This window comes from Cupriavidus sp. 22TCCZM01-5, assembly GCF_057798915.1.
Genome location: NZ_JBYOJR010000028.1, coordinates 61,034 through 78,506, shown reverse-complemented (window position 1 = coordinate 78,506; position 17,473 = coordinate 61,034). Strand labels below are relative to the sequence as shown.

General features: G+C 67.6%; 17 protein-coding genes. 12 read left to right on the top strand and 5 right to left on the bottom strand.

The features are described from left to right. The first annotated feature begins 110 nt into the window (after positions 1-110). Both AC3FNH_RS23220 and AC3FNH_RS23215 read left to right on the top strand, forming a co-directional pair. Positions 111-566, top strand: coding sequence for a MarR family winged helix-turn-helix transcriptional regulator (locus AC3FNH_RS23220; RefSeq protein WP_276102799.1), 456 nt, complete (start codon positions 111-113; stop codon positions 564-566). A 135-nt stretch (positions 567-701) separates the two neighbouring features. Beyond that, the gene (locus AC3FNH_RS23215; protein ID WP_488721710.1) at positions 702-1,367 is read left to right on the top strand and encodes an outer membrane lipoprotein; all 666 of its coding nucleotides are present in this window, start codon (positions 702-704) and stop codon (positions 1,365-1,367) included. A gap of 100 nt (positions 1,368-1,467) precedes the next feature. Here the strand turns inward: AC3FNH_RS23215 and AC3FNH_RS23210 are convergent, their stop codons facing one another. The 3 genes from AC3FNH_RS23210 to AC3FNH_RS23200 all read right to left on the bottom strand — a co-directional run bounded on the left by AC3FNH_RS23210 (position 1,468) and on the right by AC3FNH_RS23200 (position 4,590). Further along, positions 1,468-3,015, bottom strand: coding sequence for an acyl-CoA synthetase (locus AC3FNH_RS23210; RefSeq protein WP_488721709.1), 1,548 nt, complete (start codon positions 3,013-3,015; stop codon positions 1,468-1,470). 115 nt (positions 3,016-3,130) lie between these two features. Then, positions 3,131-3,844, bottom strand: coding sequence for a dienelactone hydrolase family protein (locus AC3FNH_RS23205; RefSeq protein WP_488721708.1), 714 nt, complete (start codon positions 3,842-3,844; stop codon positions 3,131-3,133). A gap of 77 nt (positions 3,845-3,921) precedes the next feature. Then, positions 3,922-4,590, bottom strand: coding sequence for a phospholipase D family nuclease (locus tag AC3FNH_RS23200; protein ID WP_488721707.1), 669 nt, complete (start codon positions 4,588-4,590; stop codon positions 3,922-3,924). A 205-nt stretch (positions 4,591-4,795) separates the two neighbouring features. Between AC3FNH_RS23200 and AC3FNH_RS23195 the strand changes: the two genes are divergently transcribed. The 5 genes from AC3FNH_RS23195 to AC3FNH_RS23175 all read left to right on the top strand — a co-directional run bounded on the left by AC3FNH_RS23195 (position 4,796) and on the right by AC3FNH_RS23175 (position 11,114). Continuing rightward, positions 4,796-5,002, top strand: coding sequence for a dodecin (locus AC3FNH_RS23195; RefSeq protein ID WP_276102804.1), 207 nt, complete (start codon positions 4,796-4,798; stop codon positions 5,000-5,002). A gap of 137 nt (positions 5,003-5,139) precedes the next feature. After that, on the top strand, positions 5,140-5,499 hold the full coding sequence (locus tag AC3FNH_RS23190) for a hypothetical protein (RefSeq protein ID WP_488721706.1): 360 nt from the start codon (positions 5,140-5,142) through the stop codon (positions 5,497-5,499). 96 nt (positions 5,500-5,595) lie between these two features. Further along, positions 5,596-6,786, top strand: coding sequence for an FIST signal transduction protein (locus tag AC3FNH_RS23185; RefSeq protein WP_276102806.1), 1,191 nt, complete (start codon positions 5,596-5,598; stop codon positions 6,784-6,786). A 123-nt stretch (positions 6,787-6,909) separates the two neighbouring features. After that, positions 6,910-8,055: an exonuclease SbcCD subunit D gene (locus AC3FNH_RS23180; RefSeq protein ID WP_488721705.1), complete on the top strand. Its 1,146-nt coding sequence runs from the start codon at positions 6,910-6,912 to the stop codon at positions 8,053-8,055. Next, positions 8,052-11,114, top strand: a complete 3,063-nt coding sequence (locus AC3FNH_RS23175; RefSeq protein ID WP_488721704.1) for an AAA family ATPase — start codon at positions 8,052-8,054, stop codon at positions 11,112-11,114. Before AC3FNH_RS23180 ends, AC3FNH_RS23175 begins: the two co-directional genes overlap by 4 nt. Before the next feature lie 13 nt (positions 11,115-11,127). Here the strand turns inward: AC3FNH_RS23175 and AC3FNH_RS23170 are convergent, their stop codons facing one another. Continuing rightward, complete coding sequence (locus tag AC3FNH_RS23170) at positions 11,128-11,361, bottom strand: hypothetical protein (protein WP_488721703.1); 234 nt, start codon at positions 11,359-11,361, stop codon at positions 11,128-11,130. A gap of 512 nt (positions 11,362-11,873) precedes the next feature. Here AC3FNH_RS23170 and AC3FNH_RS23165 point away from each other — a divergent pair. The 5 genes from AC3FNH_RS23165 (at position 11,874) to AC3FNH_RS23145 (ending at position 16,535) form a co-directional block, all read left to right on the top strand. Then, entirely contained in the window at positions 11,874-12,533 is a 660-nt protein-coding gene (locus tag AC3FNH_RS23165) for a 3-oxoacid CoA-transferase subunit A (protein ID WP_276102810.1), read from the top strand. An 18-nt stretch (positions 12,534-12,551) separates the two neighbouring features. Further along, positions 12,552-13,190, top strand: coding sequence for a 3-oxoacid CoA-transferase subunit B (locus tag AC3FNH_RS23160; protein ID WP_488721702.1), 639 nt, complete (start codon positions 12,552-12,554; stop codon positions 13,188-13,190). 28 nt (positions 13,191-13,218) lie between these two features. Then, positions 13,219-14,421: a 3-oxoadipyl-CoA thiolase gene (pcaF, locus tag AC3FNH_RS23155; protein WP_276102812.1), complete on the top strand. Its 1,203-nt coding sequence runs from the start codon at positions 13,219-13,221 to the stop codon at positions 14,419-14,421. Between the two features lie 176 nt (positions 14,422-14,597). Next, positions 14,598-15,329: an SDR family NAD(P)-dependent oxidoreductase gene (locus tag AC3FNH_RS23150; protein WP_276102813.1), complete on the top strand. Its 732-nt coding sequence runs from the start codon at positions 14,598-14,600 to the stop codon at positions 15,327-15,329. A gap of 198 nt (positions 15,330-15,527) precedes the next feature. Further along, positions 15,528-16,535 (top strand): Bug family tripartite tricarboxylate transporter substrate binding protein, encoded by a 1,008-nt coding sequence (locus tag AC3FNH_RS23145; protein WP_488721701.1) that lies wholly within the window; start codon positions 15,528-15,530, stop codon positions 16,533-16,535. Between the two features lie 152 nt (positions 16,536-16,687). On the opposite strand, the gene AC3FNH_RS23140 is transcribed toward AC3FNH_RS23145, so the two are convergent. Then, positions 16,688-17,344, bottom strand: a complete 657-nt coding sequence (locus AC3FNH_RS23140; protein WP_276102815.1) for a dienelactone hydrolase family protein — start codon at positions 17,342-17,344, stop codon at positions 16,688-16,690. Positions 17,345-17,473 lie beyond the last annotated feature (129 nt).

The window sequence follows — 17,473 nt, the reverse complement described above, 5'->3', positions numbered from 1 at the left end:
CGGCTTCGCAAACCGCGCTGTGGCGGGACTGCCCCTATAATTGCGTCGGTCCGAATCCTGCCGACTGCCGTCCCCTGCGCGGACGCGCGGTTTTTCCGTCTTACCTGCCCATGCCCAGCAAGTCCGCCTCCGCGAAACCATCGCCGCTCAGCAAGCCGGACTTCGAGGCGCTATCCGACTTCCGCTACCAGATCCGGCGCTTTCTCCGCTTTTCGGAAGACGCGGCACGCAATGAGGGCGTGACCGTGCAGCAGTACCTGTTGATGCTCCACATCCGCGGCTGCCCCGGCAAAGGCTGGGCGTCGATCGGCGAACTGGCCGAGCGGCTGCAGGCCAAGCAGCACGGGGTGGTCGCCCTGGTGAACCGCTGCGAGGCGGCCGGCCTGGTCAAGCGCAAGCTCAATAGTGAAGACCGCCGCGTGGTCGAGGTGCACCTGCTCGCCAAGGGCGAGCGCTGCCTGAACCGGCTGGCCATGCTGCACCGGACCGAACTGGAATCGTTGCGCGGGACCTTCCGTGTGGCGCGCATCACTGCCTTCAACGACGACGAAGCCGAGCGCGACTGAGGCCACCACACCTTTGTCGGCAGCCACGTCGTTACAGCCGGTTACCAATCAAGATTCGTGGTGACACCCATCGGGGCTGCGCTGGCCCTAGAATCGCGCGCATTCCCAACACGCGAATTCGCAGGAGCCGTTTACATGTCCATCCCCTTTCGTTCGGTTGTGCTTGCGGTGCTCGGTGCCGGCGCGCTGGCCGGTTGCGTGACTGCGCCTTATGGCGGGTACGCAGGTGGCTATTCGGGCGGATACTCTGGCGGCTATGGTTCCTACAGTGGCAGCACCGCCGCCACCCAGGCGGGTTATCCGCAGTCGTCCTACCCGCAGGCCCCATATCCGCAGACCTCTTATCCCCAGCAGGGATATCCGCAGGCAAGCTATCCGCAGCAGCAGGGCTATCCGCAATCGGGCTACCAGCAGGGGTATCCGGCTGACAGCGGCTACGGCAACGGCGGCGCCGAGCAATATGGTGTCCGCTACGGCTGGGTGGAGAGCATCGAGGTCGTGCAGGGGCAAGTGCCCTCCACGAGCGGCGCCGGCGCGGTGGTCGGGGGCGTCGTGGGTGGTCTGCTGGGGCACCAGGTCGGTGGCGGGCGCGGCAACACCGTGGCCACCATCGGCGGCGCGGTCGTCGGCGCGCTGGCCGGCAATGAAGTGGAAAAGCGCGGCAGCGCCGTGCCGCCTGCCTATCGGGTGCGGGTCAGGACCAATGACAATGGGTACCTGACGGTGACGCAGGCTAATCCTTATCAGCTTCGTAATGGGGATAGGGTGAAGGTGGAGAATGGGGTGGCGGTGCCTTATTGATTGATTGGGGGGCTGGGGGTGTCGTGCTTGGCGGGCGCCACCACGATGCCCCGTCGGCTACGCCGGCGAAACAGCGGCGCCTGCCAAGAACCACAACCCACTAGCTACCCCCCTCCCCAAACAACCCAGCATAATCCTCCCGCAACTTCCGCTTGAGCAGCTTCCCCGCCGTATTGCGCGGCAGGTCTGCCACGAACACCACCCGCTTGGGCACCTTGAACGGCGCAAGCGCATTGCGCGCATGGGCAATCAGCGTTTCCTCGCTGGCCGTGGAGTCACGCTTGAGCACCACGCACGCGGTCACGGCTTCCACCCACTTCGGATGGGACAGCGCGAACACCGCCACTTCGGCGACGGCGGGATGGGTGTACAGGCATTCCTCGACCTCGCGGCTTGAGACCAGCACGCCGCCGGAGTTGATCACGTCCTTGATGCGGTCGACGACATACAGGTAGCCCGCCTCATCCATATAGCCAAGATCGCCCGAATGGAACCAGCCACCGGCAAAGGCCTCGTTGGTCTGCTCGGGCTTGTCCCAGTACTCGGTCAGCAACTGCGGCGAGCGGTGCACGATCTCGCCGAGCGTGCCGGGCGCGACATCATTCATCCTTTCATCGACGATGCGCGTTTCCACGTTGAGCACCGATCGCCCCGCCGAGGCCGGGCGCGCCGCATGCTCCTCGGGGCCGAGCACCGTGGCGAGCGGTCCGATCTCGCTCTGTCCGTAGCAGTTGTAGAAACGCAGCGCCGGCAGCTTGGCCTGCAATTCCAGCAGCACCGGCACCGGCATGATCGAGGCGCCGTAATACGCCTTGGTCAGCGTGCCGAGCCGCGCGGGCTCGAAGTCCGTGTGCCGCAGCAGGGCGATCCACACCGTAGGCGGCGCGAAGAAGCTGGTGATGCCTTCTTCGTGAATCGTGCGCAAGCAAAAGCCGGCCTCGGGGCTTTCCGCGATCAGCGTCGTTCCGCCGCACAGCAGCAGCGGCATCAGGAACACGTGCATCTGCGCCGAATGGTAGAGCGGCAGCGCCGCCAGCGAATAGTCGGCGGCCCGCACGTCGCAGGCCGCGATGGTGCTCACGTACTCGGCCAGCAGCGCACGATGCGTGAGCACGGCACCCTTGGGCGCCGACGTGGTCCCCGAGGTGTACAGGATCTGCGCCGGCATGTCGTCGGTGAGCGTATCCAGCACCGGTGCCAGCGTGCCGTGCGAGGCCGCCACCAGGACGTCGCGCTCGCCGCCTCCGTGCAAGGTGCCACTCACGCGGCAAGGCAGGCCTTGCACGCGCTCCGCGAGCGACGGATCGGCGAAGATCGCGCTCGCGCCCGACTGCGTGACGATGTACTCGGCCTCGGCACGCGTCATCGAGAAATTCACCGGCACATGGATCAGGCCGGAACGCAGACAGGCCAGCCACAGCAACACGTACGCATCGGAATTCTTGCCGAAGGCCGCGACACGATCGCCGGGACGCAGGCCCCATTGCGCGAGCGCACCGGACACGCGCGCGGCGGCCTCGTCGAGCTGCCGGTAAGTCCAGCTGCGTGCAGCGAAGCGGATGGCGGTCTTGTCGGGCCCGCGCCGTACGGCGCGGGCCACGGCATCGGGGATGGTGTTGCGCAGGGCGCGCTGCTGCTCTGACTGCATGGTGGTCTCCGTTGTAATGGTTTGGATCCAGCAAGTCTTGAAGCTCGACAGCGCAGCATACGGTTGCGGCGCGCCCGTGGCAAGGCGGGCCCCTCCGGCGAGGGGCCCGGCGCGCTTACAGCGACTGGGCCAGGAAGGCCAGCGCGCGGCCGTGCGCGAGCGCCGCGCTGCGCTGGTCGTAGCTTGCGCGCGCCCAGCAGTTGAAGCCGTGGTCGGCGCCTTCGTAGACGAACACCTCGGTGCCGCGCTTGCCGGCCACAGCGGCGCGCACGTTGGCCACCGCATCGGGCGTGATATGCGCGTCGAGCGCGCCATAGTGGAACTGCACCGGCACGTTCAGCGCGCTGGCTTCCTGCAGGTTGTTCTGGATGCCGCCGCCGTAGTACGGCACGGCGGCATCGACCAGCCCGCGCGCCGCGCTCAGGTAGGCGAGCAGGCCGCCAAAGCAATAGCCCACTGCAGCTACCTTGCTGCCGGCTCCGGTCTGCGCGCGCAGCGCGCGTACGGTCGCGGCGATGTCGCGTACAGTAGCTTCGACGTCCACCGACTTGCGCAGCGCCATGGCGCGCTCCATGTCGGCGCCGGCGTAGCCGAGTTCGACGCGCGGGGCGTCGCGCCAGAACACGTCGGGGGCGAGCACCGTGTAGCCGTCGGCCGCATACTGGTCGGCCACGGCGCGGATATGTTCATTGACGCCGAAGATCTCCTGCAGCAGCACGATGGCGGGGCCATCGGGCTGCACGCCCGCGGGCGGCAGGCTCAGGTAGGCGTCGAAGCTGCCCGCGTCGGCGTCGACGCGGATCCATTTGCTGTCGGGAATGGCTGGCATGATGGCTGGCTCCAATTGAATCGGGAGTGGGCAAACCGCAAGTTTGCCACCGCCGGCCGAATCATGCCGAGAGCACTTCAGTACGCCGACGACTGCTGATAGCGCGTGTTCCAGTTGTCGGTATAGGCCTTGACCACGGCCGCGTCGCCGCGGATCAGCATGCCGTTCTCGGCGTTGCGTTCCTCGGCGGACTTGGTGAAGTTGAAGGAGCCGGTGAACACGGCCTGGTCGTCGAAGACCATGACCTTGTTGTGGGCGATCGCGGGCTTGGTGTCGATGACGACCGGGATGCCCGCGTGCTTGAGGAAGGTCGCGCTGGTGTAGCGCTCGCTCACCTGGCTCTTGTCGAGGATCACGCGCACGTCCACGCCGCGCCTGTGCGCCTGCGCCACGGCCTCGGCGATCGGCTTGCTGGTGAACGAGTAGGCCTGGATCAGCAGCCGCCGGCGCGTGCCGCGGATGGCGTTGACGAGCAGGTCCTGGCAGCTCACGCCGTCGGGAACGAAGCACAGGGTGTAGCCGCTGCCCGAGGCGAACGGCCTGGCGTTGACCGGCCGCGCCGACGCGTCCGGCCGGGCGCTCTGGCCTGGCATGGCCGGCAGCTTGGTCATGGCCTCGTTGAAGGTGCTGCTGATGGTATCGGTAATGCTGTCGAGCGCCGAGGTGGAGCGGGCCTGGGCCAGGCCGGTTGCGCATGCGGCGAGCAGCAGGGCGGACAGGGCCGCGTGCTTGAATCGGTGGGTCACGGTGCTATTCGGTTCGGGGACGGGGGCGCCGCATCGCCACGCCGCGCAGCCATGCGGGCCCGCAGCGTAGCAGCAGGCTTCACACCGGACAAGCCGCGCGTGTGTAACAGTCCTTTTCACCGCATGCGTCTACTGGGTTTTCGCCGTGGGCCTGCCTATGATGGATGGAACCGCGCCGGGTACCAGCCGGCCAAGGAGAGGGGACATGAGCGATCATACCTACAAGCTCGTCGAGATCGTCGGCTCGTCGCCCGACGGCAGCGACCAAGCCATCCGCAATGCCATCGCCAAGGCCGGCGAGACCATCAAGAATATCGACTGGTTTGAAGTCGTCGAAACGCGCGGCCATATCGCGGACGGCAAGGTCGCGCATTTCCAGGTGACACTGAAGATCGGCTTCCGCGTGAGTTGAGTGCGCCCGGCTAGGCCGGCAGCTCGTGCCGTTCATGGCAGGCGGATATCCTTTCCGTCGAGTGCGATTCGCCGACCAGTTCCTTGTCGTATTCGCCGAGCAGCTCGGCCGTGGTTGCCCTGCGATGGTGATCGTTGATGACGTCGCGTGACAGGTCCCGCGAAGCGTGGGACCGCTTCTACATCCTCGATGAACGCAATGAACCGCGGGAAGTGGCCGACCGCAGCGAATGGTCGCGCTGGATGGAGGACAACGATCCCGTGTTCCGCCGTACCGTGCTGGAGGCCAGCGGCAGTACGGTGACGACGCGCTTTCGCGGAGTATCCCAAGCGGCGCCGGTGGACACGCCGCTGTTCATCACGCGTGTGGCCGGCATGGCGGACGCCGCGGAGAACCGCAGCTATGGCGCCCGCTCACTGCAAGCGGCGCTGGCGCAGCACGAACGGATCGTGCAGAAGCTGCTGCACGACGAACGCGTGCGCAAAGACCCGGAGTGACCTGGCCACTGCCGCCTGAAGGAAGAACGGTGTCCGTCCCGCGGTGTCCAACCTGAATCGGCGGACCACAAGCGAGGGCGCCAAGGGAGGATCACCATGCATGACGCGGCCTTCGTACACGCCCACGCCGCCAATGCCCGCTGGCAGGAGGCGCTGGCCGATTGCAACATGCAACTGGAGGCCCAGCTTGCGGTGCAGCAGGCGCAGCACGGCAATGCCGTCGCGCTGACGCTGGGCTGGTGCTACCTGAGCGATTACTACGCACCGGCGGCCGAGCGCATTCTCGCTGCGCTGCAGCAGGAGTGGCCCGGCGTCGCATGGGTCGGGACGTCCGCGGTCGGTGTCTGCGCCTGCGGGGTCGAGTACATCGACGAGCCGGCCATGGTGCTGATGGCGGCGCCGCTGCCACATGATGCCTTCCGCTTGTTCTCCGGGCGCAAGCCGCTGCCGGCGGCTTCATCCGGCTTCACGCCGCATGCCGCGCTGGTGCACGCGGAAGGCTCGACGCCTGACCTCCAGGACCTGCTGCACGAACTGAGCGAACGCATTGCCACTGGCTATCTGTTCGGTGGCTTGTCGTCGGCACGCAACCGGACGCTGCAGATGGCCGATGGCATCTACTCGGGGGGCTTGTCGGGCGTCTTGTTCGGCCCCCGGGTCGGCCTGATCTCACGCGTGACCCAGGGCTGCCAGCCGATCGGCCCGGCGCGTGCCGTGACACGGGCGGACCGCAACCTGCTGTTCACGCTGGATAACGAACCCGCGCTCGACTGCGTCCTGAAGGACCTGGGGCTGGAGCGCGATGCAACCGCGCAGGATATGGCCGAAGCGCTGTCAGGGACGCTGGCCGGCCTGAGCGCGGGTGCGGATGACACCCCAAGGCTGCCCGGCATGTTCGGCGCCGAGACCCTGGTCCGGCACCTGATCGGCCTGGACGTGCAGCACCGCGTACTGGCCCTGGCGGACGTGGCGGAGCCGGGCATGCGGCTCGCGTTCTGCACGCGCAACCCGGCCGCCGCGCGCGCCGACCTGGTGCGCATCGCCACGGAGATCCGCGCCGAGATCGAGAGCGGCACCGCGGGGCGGGCGCTTGGCGTGCTCTATATCAGTTGCTCCGGCCGGGGCGGGCCGCATTTCGGCGCGCCCAATGCCGAGTTGCAACTGGTGCGCCGCGCGCTTGGCGATATGCCGCTCGCCGGCTTCTTCGCCAACGGCGAGATCGCGCGCGATCACCTGTATGGCTACACGGGTGTGCTGACGGTATTCACGGGAGCGGCAGGGGCCTGAAGCTGGGCCTGAAGTTGGGCCTGAAGCCGCGCGCGACCCGCATGCGGCCCGCGCAGTTATGATGCCGGCTGTACCGCGTGCCGCTGTGCCGGACACGCCACCCTCACATACCAGGTATCCACATTGCGTTTCCTGCATACCGCCGACTGGCATCTCGGGCGGCTCTTCCATGCCCGCAGCCTGCTTGAAGACCAGGCCCATATCCTCGACCAGTTTGTCGAACTGGTGCGCGCCGAGCGCCCCGATGCCGTCCTGATCGCCGGCGATGTCTATGACCGCGCCGTACCGCCCCCGGAAGCCGTGGCGCTGCTGGACGACGTCCTGGCTCGGATCGTCCTGGAGGCGGGCGTGCCGGTGGTGCTCATCGCAGGCAACCATGACAGCGCGCAGCGGCTGGAATTCGGCGCGAGGCTGATGCAGACCCAAGGCCTGCACGTGGCCGGATGCACGTCCGCCACGCCCGCCAGCGTGTCATTGCACGATGTGCACGGCGAGGTGCGCGTCTATGCGTTGCCGTATGCCGAACCGGCCGTCGTGCGCGACGCACTGGGCGCCGAGCTGCCGACGCATGAAGCCGCCCTTTGCGCGCAGCTCGATGCCATCCGCGCGATCCATCCGCCCGGCGTGCGCTCGGTGGTGGTGGGCCATGCCTTCGTCGTGGGCGGCGCGGTCAGTGAATCGGAGCGGCCCTTGTCGGTGGGGGGCAGCGGTGCGATCGCCGCGCAGGCATTCGACGGCTTTGACCTGGTGGCGCTGGGCCATCTGCACCGGCCGCAGACGATCGACGGGCGGCTGCATTATGCCGGTTCACTGCTGAAGTACTCGCTGTCGGAGTGCAGCCATGAAAAGTCCGTGTCGATGATCGACCTTGGCGCCGACGGCAGCGTACGGATCACGCCCATGCCGCTGCGGCCGCTGCGTGACCTGCGCATCGTCGAAGGCGAACTGGCGGGGTTGATCGCGGCTGCCGCCGATGATGCACGGCGCGATGACTATATCTATGCGCGCCTGACCGACACCGGCGCCCTGCTGGACCCGATGGCAAAGCTGCGCCAGGTCTATCCCAATGCGCTTGCGGTCGAGCGGACTGTGCTGGCGCGCGCCGGTGTGGCTGGTGAAGCCGCGCGGCGACTGCGCGAACAAAGCACCGGCGAACTGTTCGCGAGCTTCTTCCGCGAAGTGGCCGATGCCGAACTCGATGACGGCCAGCGCATCGCGCTGGAGCAGGTGCTGGCCGGCATGGCCGCCGCGCAGCGGGAGTCGGCATGAGGCCATTGCACCTGACCATGAAGGCCTTCGGACCGTTCTCGGGCACCGAGGTCATCGATTTCACGCAACTGGGCGAGCAGGCCTTCTTCCTGATCCACGGCCCCACGGGTGCTGGCAAGACCACGCTGCTCGACGCCATCTGCTTTGCGTTGTATGGCGACACCTCGGGCGGCGAGCGCAGTGCGCAGGCCATGCGCAGTGCCAATGCCGCGGCCGGCCTGCGTACGGAAGTCGTGCTCGAATTCAGTCTCGGCGCACAGCGCTACCGCGTCGTAAGGTCGCCCGCGCAGGAGCGGCCGAAGCAACGTGGCGAAGGCATGGTTACCGAGACCGCCAAGGCACAGCTTGATGCATGGGAGGGCGATGGCTGGGTCAGCAAGGCCGGGCAGCCGGCCAAGGTCAGCGATGCCATCCGGGAGCTGTTGGGATTCGACAGCGCGCAGTTCCGCCAGGTCATCGTGCTGCCGCAGGGGCGCTTTCGCGAGCTGCTGACGGCCAGTTCGCAGGCGCGGCAAGGCATCCTGGAACGCCTGTTCCGCACCGAGCTGTACCGGCGCGTGGAAGAGCAGCTGAAAGGCGAGGCGGCCGGCATCCGGCGCGATGCCGAGCGCATCGTCGACCAGCGTCAGGCACTGCTGCGGCAATTCGACATGGAATCTGCCGATGCCCTGGCCCAGGGCATTGCGCAGTTGCAGCAGGAACTTCAGGACCTGCTGCAGCAGGAGCAGGCCGTGCGCGCCGCCCAGGCCGCCGCGCAAACGGCGTTGCAAGGCGGGGAGCAGGTGGCGGCGCGGCTGCGCGAACGTGCCGACGCGCAGGCGGCCCATGAGGCCCTGCTTGCCCGCAAGGCGGCAACCGACGAACAACGCATGCGCCTGCACACGGCACGACAGGCCACGCAGGCGTGGCCTGCCATCCAGCATCTGGAAGCTGCCCTGCGCGACCAGCAGGCCGCGCAGATGGCAGCGGAGCAGGCGGCCGGCGCCCGGCGGCAACAGCAACTGGCGGCCGCGCAGGCAGGCGAGCGGCTGCAGGCCGAGCTTGGGCGCGGCGAGGTGCGCCAGGCCGAGCAGCGCCGCGTGGTGGAGCTCGAGGCCCTGCTGCCGCGCGCGCGCCAGCTTGGCAGCCTGCGCCAGTCGCTGGAGGCCGCCGGGCGACAACAGACCGACGCCGTCGCCGCGCGCGACCGGGCCGCACAAGCGCTGGCGCACAGGCAGGCGGAACTGGCCACAGCTGAAGCCGACCAGCGCCAGGCACAGGTGCTCGCGGCACAGCTCCAGACCCTCGGCCTGCAGCTGCAGGCGGCCCAGACGCGCGCGAGGCAGATTGCCCGATACCGGCAGACCGGACAGGCCGCGGCGCAGGCCCGCGACGAGCTGGCGCGCCGCGATGCGGCCGCTCCCCGCGCGGCCGCGCATCGTGACGCGATGCGCACGGCGCTGACGACGACGGAGTCAGACTGGCGCGCCGGACAGGCCGCACGCCTGGCTGCCGTGCTGGCGACGGGCGAGGCGTGTCCGGTTTGCGGCGGCACCGACCATCCGGCGCTGGCACAACACAGCGGGCAACTGGTATCGGACGATGCGCTCGAGCAGGCGCGAGTCGCCTCGCGCGAGGCCGACGACGTCGCATTGCGCGCGGCCAACGCCCGGCACACCGCGCATGCGGAAGTGGAGCGGCTGGCCGCGCTGCTCGCGGAGGTCGCAGCCGATATCGGCGATGCCGCGCTGCAAGCGGTGGAAGCCACGGCACAGGATCTGGCCGTACAGACCGCGGGGCTGGAGCGGGAGCTTGCAGCCGCGCAGGCATCGGCTGTCCGGCTGGAACGCATGCCCGCGCTCATCGACGAGCGGCGGATCGCGCTTGCCGCTGCCGATAATGCGTACCGCGGAACGTGCGCCACGGTGGAATCCACGGCGCAGTCGCTTGCGCAATTGCAGGGAGAGTGGCGGGCGGGATGCGCGCAATTGCCCGAAGACGCGCGCGATCCCGAAGCCATCGAGGCGGGCCTGCAACAGGCCCGCGCGCAACTCGCCGCGCTCGCTGCCGCGCTGGAGGCAGCGCAGGCGGCCGACAAGCAGGCCGCCGCGGCACTGGCCGGCGCCGAGGCAGCCAGCCAGTCGGCCCTGGCCGTGCAGGCGCGCACAGGCGAACGCCTGCAGGAGGCCCGCAACGCGGCGGACGCCATGCTGGCCGCAGCAGGCTTTGCGGACCTGTCGGCCTTCAACGCGGCCCGGCTGGATGCCGCGGCCATGCAAGCCCTGGACGATGCGGTACGTACGTACGACGAAGCACTCGCGGTGTCCGCGCACGGTGTGTCGCGCGCCATCGCGGCGGCCGAGGGATTGTCGGCGCCGGATCTCGATGGCCTGCGCATGGCGGCGTCGACCGCCACCGCCGCCGTTGAAGGCGTCGTCCGGCAACAGGCCGATCGCGCGCGCATGCGCGACAGCCTGCTGCAATGCCATAGCCAGCTCGACGCACTGGCGGCCGCAAACAGCGAGATCGAAGCGCGCTACGCCATTCTCGGACGGCTCGCGGAAGTCGCCAACGGGAACAATCCGCGCCGCATGACCTTCCAGCGCTTCGTGCTTGCCACGCTGCTCGACGAGGTGCTGGAAGCCGCCTCCGTGCGCCTGCTGGCAATGAGCCGCGGCCGCTACACGCTGCAGCGCGTGCGCGAACAGGCCGACCAGCGTTCGGCGGGCGGGCTCGACCTCGAAGTGTTCGACTACGACACCGGCGCGGCGCGGCCGGCCAATACGCTGTCAGGCGGCGAAGGGTTCCTGGCTTCGCTGTCGCTGGCGCTGGGACTGGCCGATGTGGTCCAGTCGCGCGCCGGCGGCATCCAGCTCGATACGCTGTTTGTCGATGAAGGCTTCGGTACGCTCGATCCGGAAAGCCTGGACTTTGCCATCCGCACATTGCTGGACTTGCAGCAGGCGGGACGGCTGGTGGGGATCATCTCGCATGTCGCGGAACTGCGCGAACGCATCGACGTGCGGCTGGAAGTCCGGCCTGGCACCGCGGGTAGCCGGGTGGTGCTGCAGCTGCCCTGATCGGGGAGCCGGTTCAGGCCGCGAACACCATCTGGCAGCGGATGGCCATGATCTGCGCCTCGAAGGCCCGGGCAGCAAGGCGCGGCAGCCGCACGCGCGGGCGTGAGGGCGGCGCTTGCAGGGCCGGCCCGGCAGGCAGAACGTCCAGCATCCAGACTTGCCGCGTGGTCCGCAGGATCCGGGCGAGTGCAGCCTGATGATCCTTTTGAGTCCGGGAAGGGTTGGGGCTGGCGAAGGCGCGTGCCATGATGTCGGATTCCTCCTTGTGTTCTGGTCCGGCCGCGATGGGCGGGACTGGTTCTGGTGCAGACTTGCCTTGGCGTGCCGGGTGGTCCGGTGGCGGTCGTCTTGTGGCATGTCTTGATAAAAGGATAGGCAGGAGCGCGCGGCGGCCGTATCGCTACCGGGCCGATTGTGGCGTCGGCTCCGTCCTACAGGGGGCTCGTGGACGGCGGAGGCGTGCCGCTGTGTACGACTTGCGGCACGCGCGGCCCTGATTGACCGATTACCGGACAAGCTGTTTGCCGTTGCCTTGACCCGCGTTTGTCGCGAGGTGTACTCTGTTCATAGTGCGAATTCAAGTTCGCAATAAGAACAAATTCAAGCACTTCTGTTGGAACCCGTCATGGCTAGCGCGCTGTCACCGGTGCTTGCGCCAGACGCCCGTCCGGCAGGGATTGCCCGGAGACAGTTTTTGCGCGCCGCCCCTTGCGGCCGGTCCCGGCACCTGCCAGACCCTCATCCCGGACTGGAACGCAAGTGATCAACAAGATATACGACTCGGTGGAAGCGGCGGTGGCCGGCATCCACGACGGCGCCACCATCCTGATTGGCGGCTTCGGCATGGCAGGCATGCCGGCGGAACTGATCGACGCCCTGATCGCCCAGGGTGCGCGCGATCTCACCATCGTCAACAACAACGCCGGCAACGGCGACACCGGCCTGGCGGCGCTGCTCAAGACCAAGCGCGTACGCAAGATCATCTGCTCGTTCCCGCGCCAGACGGACTCCTATGTGTTCGATGCGCTGTACCACGCCGGCGAGATCGAACTGGAGCTGGTGCCGCAGGGCAACCTGGCCGAGCGCATCCGCGCGGCCGGTGCCGGCATCGGCGGTTTCTTCACGCGCACGGCCTACGGTACGCCGCTGGCCGAAGGCAAGGAAACCCGCATCATCGATGGCCAGGGCTACGTGTTCGAGAAGCCCATTCACGCCGACTTTGCACTGATCAAGGCCGACAAGGCCGACCGCTGGGGCAACCTGACCTACCGCAAGACCGCCCGCAACTTTGGCCCGATCATGGCCATGGCCGCCAAGTGCCCCATCGTGCAGGTGAGCCACCTGGTGGAACTGGGCGAACTCGATCCGGAGCACATCGTGACGCCGGGCCTGTTCGTCAAGCGCGTGGTCAAGGTCTGAGCGAGAAGGAGAGCGAACATGCAAAAACTGACCCGCGACCAGATGGCCGCCCGTGTGGCCAAGGACATTCCCGAGGGTGCCGTGGTGAACCTCGGCATCGGCCTGCCGACGCTGGTGGGCAACCACCTGCCCGCCGACAAGGAAATCCTGCTGCACAGCGAAAACGGCCTGCTCGGCATGGGCCCCGCGCCGGCGCCGGGCGAGGAAGACGGCGACCTGATCAATGCCGGCAAGCAGCCGGTGACGATCAAGGCCGGCGGCTCGTACTTCCACCATGCCGATTCGTTCGCCATGATGCGTGGCGGCCACCTCGATTTCTGCGTGCTGGGCGCGTTCCAGGTTTCCGAGAAGGGCGACCTGGCCAACTGGCACACCGGCGCAGCGGGCGCCATCCCCGCCGTGGGCGGTGCGATGGACCTCGCCATCGGCGCCAAGCAGGTGTTCGTCATGATGGAACACCTCACCAAGCAGGGCGAAAGCAAGATCGTGCCGCAGTGCACCTATCCGCTGACCGGCATCGGTTGCGTGACGCGCATCTACACTGATCTGGCCACCATCGACGTGACCACCGACGGGCTGGTTGCACGCGACCTGGTGGAAGGGCTGAGCTTCGACGAACTGCAGCGCCTGACCGGCGTGACCCTGATCCAGGGCTGACCACTGACATCAAGACCGAGAGAGAGACATGACCGAAGCCTTTATCTGCGACGCCATCCGCACCCCCATCGGCCGCTACGGCGGCAGCCTGTCCGCGGTGCGTCCGGACGACCTGGGCGCGGTGCCCCTGAAGGCACTGATGGCGCGCAACCCGAATGTGGACTGGAAGGCCATCGATGACGTGATCTATGGCAACGCCAACCAGGCCGGCGAAGACAACCGCAATGTGGCACGCATGTCGGCGCTGCTGGCGGGCCTGCCGCAGGACGTGCCGGGTGCCACCATCAACCGCCTGTGCGGTTCGGGCATGGACGCCACCGGTACCGCCGCGCGCGCCATCAAGGCCGGCGAAGCCACGCTGATGATCGCCGGCGGCGTGGAAAGCATGAGCCGCGCCCCGTTCGTGATGGGCAAGGCGACCAGTGCGTTCTCGCGCGATGCGCAGATCTTCGACACCACCATCGGCTGGCGCTTTATCAACCCGGCGATGCGCGCGGCGTATGGCGTGGACTCGATGCCCGAGACCGCCGAGAACGTGGCCACCGACTACAAGATCGGCCGCGAAGACCAGGACCTGATGGCGCTGCGCAGCCAGGAAAAGGCATCGCGCGCGCAGGCCGACGGCACGCTGGCGCAGGAAATCACGCCGGTGACCATCGCGCAGAAGAAGGGCGACCCGATCGTGGTCGAGCGTGACGAGCATCCACGCGCCACCAGCATGGAGGCGTTGGGCAAGCTGCGCGGCGTGGTCCGTCCTGACGGTACCGTGACCGCCGGCAATGCCTCGGGCGTAAACGATGGCGCCTGCGCGCTGCTGCTGGCGAGCGAAGCCGGCATCAAGCAACACGGCCTGACCCCGCGTGCGCGCATCGTCGGCATGGCAACCGCCGGCGTGGCACCGCGCGTGATGGGCATCGGCCCGGCACCGGCCACGCAGAAGCTGATGAAGCAGCTGGGCATGACGCTGGACCAGATCGACGTGATCGAACTGAACGAAGCGTTCGCCGCGCAAGGCCTGGCCGTACTGCGTGAACTGGGCATCGCCGACGACGACAAGCGCGTCAACCCGAACGGCGGCGCGATCGCACTGGGCCACCCGCTCGGCATGAGCGGCGCGCGCCTGGTGACCACCGCGATGTACCAGCTGCACCGCACCGGCGGCCGCTTCGCGCTGTGCACGATGTGCATCGGCGTGGGCCAGGGCATCGCCATGGTGATCGAACGCGTCTGACGCTACTGGTGTCGCTAATGCGCCGCGTCCGCATGGGCGCGGCGCAACATCGTCTCCCTCCCGTGAAGGAGCCATGCAGCCGGGCCGACAGGCTCGCCGGTCCGGCCGCAGGCATGGATTGAAGTTGCGGTTGTTTGCAAGGCCTGGCCCCGCGAGCGGCCGGTGCGGAGTTGAAGATGTCTCTTCCCAACGCCACGATCGTCACCGGCGCCAGTTCCGGTATCGGGCGCGCCATCAGCGAAATGCTGCTGGCGGACGGCACCACCCGGGTGGTCAATATCGACTACACGGAGCCGGGCTGGTCGCACCCCAACATGACGTTTTTCCAGGCTGACCTGACCGATGCCGAGGCGACGCGCGCCGTGGCGCAGCAGGTCACCTCGCAGTTCGCGGTCACGCGGCTGGTGAACAATGCCGGCGCCACGCGCCCCGGCACGGCCGACACGGCCACCGTGGCCGACCTCGACTATGTCGTCGGCCTGCACCTGCAGGCGGCGATGCTGCTCACGCAGGCCTGCCTGCCGGCCATGCGCGCCGCCGGGTTTGGCCGCGTGGTCAACATGGCGTCGCGGGCAGCGCTGGGCAAGCCCGAACGCGTGGTGTACTCGGCCACCAAGGCCGGCCTGATCGGCATGACGCGCACGCTGGCCATGGAGCTTGGCGGTGACGGCATCACCGTGAACGCCGTGGCGCCGGGCCCGATCGCCACGGAGCTGTTCCGCAAGAGCAACCCCGAGGGCAGCGAGCAGACCCGACGCATCCTGGCGAGCATCGCCGTGAAGCGCATGGGCACGCCGGAAGATGTCGCGCGCGCCGCGCTGTTCTTCCTGTCGCCCGACAATGGCTTTGTCACGGGCCAGGTCCTCTATGTCTGCGGCGGTACCACGCTGGGCGTGGCCCCCGTCTGAGCAGCAGGATCATCTCAAGCATTCACAAGAAGAGACGTAAATCAAACGTCATATCAAGATGTGATCCTTTCGGTCGCAGCTTGCACGAAGACAGCGCCACCGCGCTGTCTTCTTCCAGGGCAGCAATCACGCTATCCAGCATTCGCCCGCGACCGGCACCATGCGCGCGCGGGCCACAAGGACAACCGGAGTAAACCGATGAGACTCGATTCCCAGACTTCCACGACCCGCCGCCGCCTGCTGGCTGCCGGCATTGCACTGGCCACCACCATTGCCGGCTTTGCCGGCGCCGCGCATGCGCAGGGTGGCTACCCGACCAAGCCGATCACGATGATCGTGCCGTTCTCGGCCGGTGGCACCACCGATATCCTGGCTCGTATCGTCGGCCTGCAGCTGGGCAAGGCGCTCGGCCAGCCCGTGGTGATCGACAACCGTCCGGGGGCGGGCGGCAATATCGGTGCATCGCTGGCCGCCAAGGCGCCGGGCGATGGCTATACGCTCTTCATGGGTACCATCGGCACCCACGCCATCAACCAGTCGCTGTACTCCAAGCTGCCGTATGACCCGGTCAAGGATTTCGCGCCGATCAGCCGCGTGGCGATGGTGCCGAACCTGGTGGTGGTGAACCCCAAGGTGCCGGTGAATAACATCAAGGAGCTGATTGCCTACGTGAAGGCCAACCCGGACAAGCTGTCGTACGGTTCGTCGGGCAGCGGCTCCTCGATGCACCTGTCGGGCGAGCTGTTCAACTCGATGACTGGCCTGCACATCCAGCACGTCCCGTACAAGGGCAGCGCGCCTGCCGTGAACGACCTGCTGGGCAACCAGATCGGCCTGATGTTCGACAACATGCCGTCGTCGTATCCGCACGTGAAGGCCGGCAAGCTGCGCGCCATCGCCGTGACCTCGGCCAAGCGCTCGCCGGCGCTGCCGAACGTGCCGACGGTGGCGGAATCGGGCGTGCCCGGCTATGAAGCCACCTCGTGGTTCGCGCTGTACGCCACCGGCGGTACCCCGCAACCCATCATCGACCGCCTGAACGCCGAAGTGGTGAAGATCCTCGCCATGCCGGAAGTGAAGAAGCAGATGGCCGACCAGGGCGCCGAGCCCAATCCCGAAAAGCCGGCCCAGCTCGCTGCGTTCATGAAGTCCGAGACCGCGAAGTGGGCGAAGGTGGTGAAGGCTTCGGGGGCGACGGTGGATTGATTTCTGTCTGCCTCTGTTGCTTTTGCAATGGTGGAAAGCCGGTTCCTTAGGGGACCGGCTTTTTTGTTGTCTGGGGGTAACACCAGGGCCCTGCGCATCGGGTCCCCGACTTGACTCTTCCGCGTGTAGCGAAAGGAACCCGCAGGCGCCAGTCAGGGCAAGGCCTTGCCGAGATAACGCTCAAACCACTGCGCCGCCAGACGAGCGACCGATTCCAGCGCGCCGGGCTCCTCGAACAAATGGGAGGCGCCGGGCACGATCACCAGCTTCTTCTGGCATGTCAGCTGGGCAAAGGCCGACTCATTGCGTTCCAGCACACTGACATCGAGCCCGCCGACGATCAGCATGGTCGGCGCGGCCAGCTTCGTGAGCGCCTCGGGGCCCGCCAGATCGACCCTGCCGCCGCGCGAGACGATGGCGCCGATCGGGATTTGCGAACGGCTTGCGGCACGGATCGATGCGGCCGCGCCAATGCTGGCGCCGAAATAGCCCAGCCGCGGCGGGGTGCCTGGCTGCCGTGCCACCCAGCTTGTCGCCTGTGCCAGCCGGGAGGCCAGAAGGTCGACGTCGAAGCGGATGGCCTGCACCTGGTCTTCCTCGGGCAGCAGCAGGTCCATCAGCAGCGTTCCCATGCCGCAGCGATTGAGTTCGGCGGCTACATGGCGATTGCGCGGGCTAAGCCGGGAACTGCCCGTGCCGTGCGCAAACAAGACCAATGCGCCGGCGCCCGGCAGCAATGTGAGGATGCCTTGCAAGGTCACGCCGCCAGCCGGGATCTCCACCTCGATGGTATCTGAACTGCCTCGCATGCCGCTGCCCTCCAGCAAATGGGGCCTTGCGGTGCATCGCGTTGCAATCGGCCCCATCCCAGTCCACTATAGGGCGGGCGTGGCGGCGAGGCCAGCGGCCATGTGCGGGTCTGCTGACGCGCGCCATCG

Coding starts and splice junctions, on each gene's coding strand:
- AC3FNH_RS23170 (WP_488721703.1), bottom strand. CDS start 11,361: ATGGCACGCGCCTTCGCCAGCCCCAACCCTTCCCGGACTCAAAAGGAT.
- AC3FNH_RS23195 (WP_276102804.1), top strand. CDS start 4,796: ATGAGCGATCATACCTACAAGCTCGTCGAGATCGTCGGCTCGTCGCCC.
- AC3FNH_RS23140 (WP_276102815.1), bottom strand. CDS start 17,344: ATGCGAGGCAGTTCAGATACCATCGAGGTGGAGATCCCGGCTGGCGGC.
- AC3FNH_RS23175 (WP_488721704.1), top strand. CDS start 8,052: ATGAGGCCATTGCACCTGACCATGAAGGCCTTCGGACCGTTCTCGGGC.
- AC3FNH_RS23185 (WP_276102806.1), top strand. CDS start 5,596: ATGCATGACGCGGCCTTCGTACACGCCCACGCCGCCAATGCCCGCTGG.
- AC3FNH_RS23210 (WP_488721709.1), bottom strand. CDS start 3,015: ATGCAGTCAGAGCAGCAGCGCGCCCTGCGCAACACCATCCCCGATGCC.
- AC3FNH_RS23215 (WP_488721710.1), top strand. CDS start 702: ATGTCCATCCCCTTTCGTTCGGTTGTGCTTGCGGTGCTCGGTGCCGGC.
- AC3FNH_RS23150 (WP_276102813.1), top strand. CDS start 14,598: ATGTCTCTTCCCAACGCCACGATCGTCACCGGCGCCAGTTCCGGTATC.
- AC3FNH_RS23145 (WP_488721701.1), top strand. CDS start 15,528: ATGAGACTCGATTCCCAGACTTCCACGACCCGCCGCCGCCTGCTGGCT.
- AC3FNH_RS23220 (WP_276102799.1), top strand. CDS start 111: ATGCCCAGCAAGTCCGCCTCCGCGAAACCATCGCCGCTCAGCAAGCCG.
- pcaF (WP_276102812.1), top strand. CDS start 13,219: ATGACCGAAGCCTTTATCTGCGACGCCATCCGCACCCCCATCGGCCGC.
- AC3FNH_RS23160 (WP_488721702.1), top strand. CDS start 12,552: ATGCAAAAACTGACCCGCGACCAGATGGCCGCCCGTGTGGCCAAGGAC.
- AC3FNH_RS23205 (WP_488721708.1), bottom strand. CDS start 3,844: ATGCCAGCCATTCCCGACAGCAAATGGATCCGCGTCGACGCCGACGCG.
- AC3FNH_RS23190 (WP_488721706.1), top strand. CDS start 5,140: ATGACGTCGCGTGACAGGTCCCGCGAAGCGTGGGACCGCTTCTACATC.